At 36.7% G+C, this 3,505-nt stretch carries 2 protein-coding genes; both read left to right on the top strand.

What is annotated here, in order from left to right; translation table 11 throughout:
• Positions 1–635: 635 nt before the first annotated feature.
• Complete coding sequence (locus FFR60_RS22750; protein WP_137665949.1) at positions 636–1,739, top strand: tyrosine-type recombinase/integrase; 1,104 nt, start codon at positions 636–638, stop codon at positions 1,737–1,739.
• 519 nt (positions 1,740–2,258) lie between these two features.
• The coding region (locus FFR60_RS22745) for a SpaH/EbpB family LPXTG-anchored major pilin (protein WP_171005024.1) at positions 2,259–3,505 on the top strand (1,247 nt) is incomplete at its 3' end.

The raw sequence follows: 3,505 nt of genomic DNA, 5'->3' as shown, positions 1-3,505 counted from the left end.
CGACCGCCTTCTCAAGATAGTGTTCCCATAACGGTGACCACTGTCTGTCATCCAAATACATCTCTGGTTCATTGTTTTTCATTTTAATAACCTCCCTCAAATTAAAAAAACGTTTACAATTAAAATATACATCAACTCAAAAAATAATAAAGTTCTGTTTTTGTTGATTTAATTCGAAAAACAATAAAATTGTAATGTATTAAGAAAAATAATGAAATAAACTATATATTTATTTAACGTATCAATGACAAATATATATTATAATCATATAATACAAAGGCATCTTCCCTTAATAGGAAAGATGCCTTTGTTTATTTTGATTTCCTTTTTTTTGTTAATAATTTTAGAAAATGCTTCCAAATATTACTTAGTCTTACAAAAACCCAGAAATTTCGTAGTTCAGATAAAAGAGATTAACTTATTTGTTTGTCAAATCAAAAACATATGATAAAGCAATTATATATTATTAATTATTAATAGGCAATATGAATCATAAAAATAATTATATTTAATCAAAACGGTGAAAGCAAACTGAAATGTAATTACTTTTTGTTTTGTTCAAGGCTAAAAAGAAATAAAAAGTATACAAAAATACGCCGTCTGCTGAGCCGTCAAAAATAGGAGGGATTTTTAATATGCGTAAAGGAGAAAATATCTACTTACGAAAAGATGGTCGTTGGGAAGGACGTTTTCCCAAAGGAAGAAAGGTCAATGGAAGAATAAAGTATGGGTATATTTATGGAAAAAGCTACACAGAAGTAAAAATGAAGCTTTACCCACTTCGAATCCAGTATCAATCTCTGCAACAAATTCGCGGCTCATCAACGGAAACATTTGAAGATTGGTCAGTTGAATGGCTATATGAAGTTCAAGATGAGGTCAAACCTTCTACACTATCTAGTTATTATTACAAGCTAAGGAAATACATTCTTCCAAAAATCAAAGATATTCCTTTAAATGAGTTGACATTAGATACAGGAAAATGCTTACTGAAGGATCTTCAAAAGCAACTGGCGCGTTCAACAATCCAAGTCATCTTCCGAATACTTAATAAATGTCTCAATCGAGCAAAGAAAAAGGGAAAGATCAATGCAAATCCCTTTTCAGAGTTAATCATACCCAAGGCCAAACAGAGTAAAATCCGGGCATTGACACTAAAAGAACAAAGGAAAATGATGAGCGTTGCGTCTCATGAGAAGAAGGGGTACGGAATTCCTGCCCTGTTAGCACTGCAATCTGGAATGCGGATCGGTGAGATAGCAGCATTACAATGGTCAGATATTGACTTTGATACAAATCTTATTTCTGTTGCACATACGTACCAACGAATTCCAGCGATCAAAGAGTTCAAGAAAACCCGGCTTATTTTCACGGATTCAAAAACAGAAGCGTCTGTCCGAGTGATCCCGATTAGCATTGAATTGAAGAACCTATTGTTAAAGCATCGGAAGCATTCAAAAGGCAACTTTGTTTTCTCCACCAAGGGGAAGCCTTGTGAACCTCGCTTATTGACGTATCATTTCCACCGAATTCGTGAAAAGGCAAAGCTTGTAAAAATACATTTTCATCAATTGCGGCACACTTTTGCGACGCGTTGCTTGGAAGCAAATAAGGATATTTCTTCCGTAAGCGCACTTTTAGGTCATGCCTCTACACAAATGACCTTAGACACGTATGTCGATGCCATGTTAGAGAAACGGTATCAAGTTATTGAAGAAATGACTAGATTAATTAGCTGAAATAATGAAAATTTTTTAAAAAAATGAACAATCAAATTTTTGGTCTATTCTTTTTTCTTTTTTCAAGTAAGCGCTTACTCAAAACGAAATTTTTCCTATTAGAATAATTTCCATTTAATAACATCTGTTATATTTAAGAAATTGGGTAAATAACATCTCGTAAATTTGGATGCGCCGTCTCGCGTCGTCAATAAGCTCTGAAACCCCTTGTGATATAAGGGATTTCAGAGCTTTTCTGGTTTTTTGTAAAACTAAGAAGAAAACTGATTATATGTAGGTTGGAAACTAGATATTTCAACTAAAAAAATTAACTTAACGGTAATTTGAAAGGAGGTATGTTTATCGAAGGACAGACATACTAGTTTTTCATTAGTTTCCAATCCAGAACTGGATGTAAAAACATCTCCATTTGTGTATTGGAAAAAGATAAGTGATTAAGAAATTGGCGGCAACCGTTTCTAATTACTTATTTTAGCTAATTTAGGAGTAAAAGACAAAAAAGAGTAGAGGAGTTTATTTATGAAGACGAAAAGAAAATGGATCAGTAAAGTTGCACTTAGTTTGGGTGTCTTAACAATGTTAGGAGCGGCAGGGGCAGGAACGATAGATGTTGCTTTTGCGGCAGATCAAAATATTAGTGGGAACGCGGCGTCTGACAATACGTCGAAGCGTTCGATCACTCTTTGGAAATATGAGATCAACAGTTCGGCAGAACTTGGCGGACGTGGAGACGGGACAAACCCTGATCCAAGTAAAGCCCCTGATTTAGGCGGCAAGAAATTAATGGCAGGGGTCAACTTTGAGATCATCAAAGTGAAAGCAATCGGCACAGCGTCCTTAACAGATCCGTTGGTTCAAAAAGAAGGCGTCGATTGGGAAGCAGATCCTGCCTTTACAAAACAAACCGATGTAACAGGGGATGGCACTGGTGGAACCACTTTAGGTGCGTTGACTTTCGATGTGGGAACAGGAAAAGCCGCTGACGGGATCTATTTAGTACGAGAAATCAAAGATGCGACAAGCGGAGATTATACGTACACAGATGAAAATGGCGATACGAAGAAAATTACTAAACCAATGGACCCATTCTTCGTGCATCTGCCACAAACGAAACGTGATGACACAGGCAAATTGATCTACGACGTGCATGTGTATCCGAAGAATATCGTCACTGATACAGAATTGGACAAAACGATCGAAGGCGGAAAAGGCTACTCCATTAAAGCTGGAAATTCCTTCAAATGGGAAGCAACAACGAAACTTCCAGATGGCTTATACGCCCTTGCGCCAAATGACATGACGATTCCAAATTACGTTGATCCAGATACAGGGACAGCCTCTGATAAAAACTTTGCAAAAGGTGACGAGATTTATGCTTCTTACTTTAGAGTAAGCGATAGCATCGATGAAAATCTGTTGTTAGAAGACGCAGAAGTTTATGCGATTGCTAGTGATGGCAGCAAAGTGAAATTAACGAATGGAACGGAATATACCGTTACATTGGATGGCACAACTATTGCAAATCCAAACAAAGTAGAAGATTTGACCGAAGGGTCTAAGAAAAACGTTGTCGTTAGTTTGACGAAAGCCGGAATGAAAAAACTTGGTGTGGATGAAGATACTCATCTTCAAGTGGTTTACACGGTGAAAACGAACAATGACTTCAATGGAACAATCTCCAACCAATATAGAATCGATTACTTGCTTCCTGGGGGAACGCCAGATGAAGGAACCAGTGATGAACCTGAGAATTACAATGGCGGCTT

It is taken from the genome of Enterococcus hulanensis (assembly GCF_005405485.1).
Classification (GTDB): Bacteria; Bacillota; Bacilli; order Lactobacillales; family Enterococcaceae; genus Enterococcus_A; species Enterococcus_A hulanensis.
This window is presented reverse-complemented; position numbering and strand designations above follow the sequence as displayed.

Coding starts and splice junctions, on each gene's coding strand:
- FFR60_RS22750 (WP_137665949.1), top strand. CDS start 636: ATGCGTAAAGGAGAAAATATCTACTTACGAAAAGATGGTCGTTGGGAA.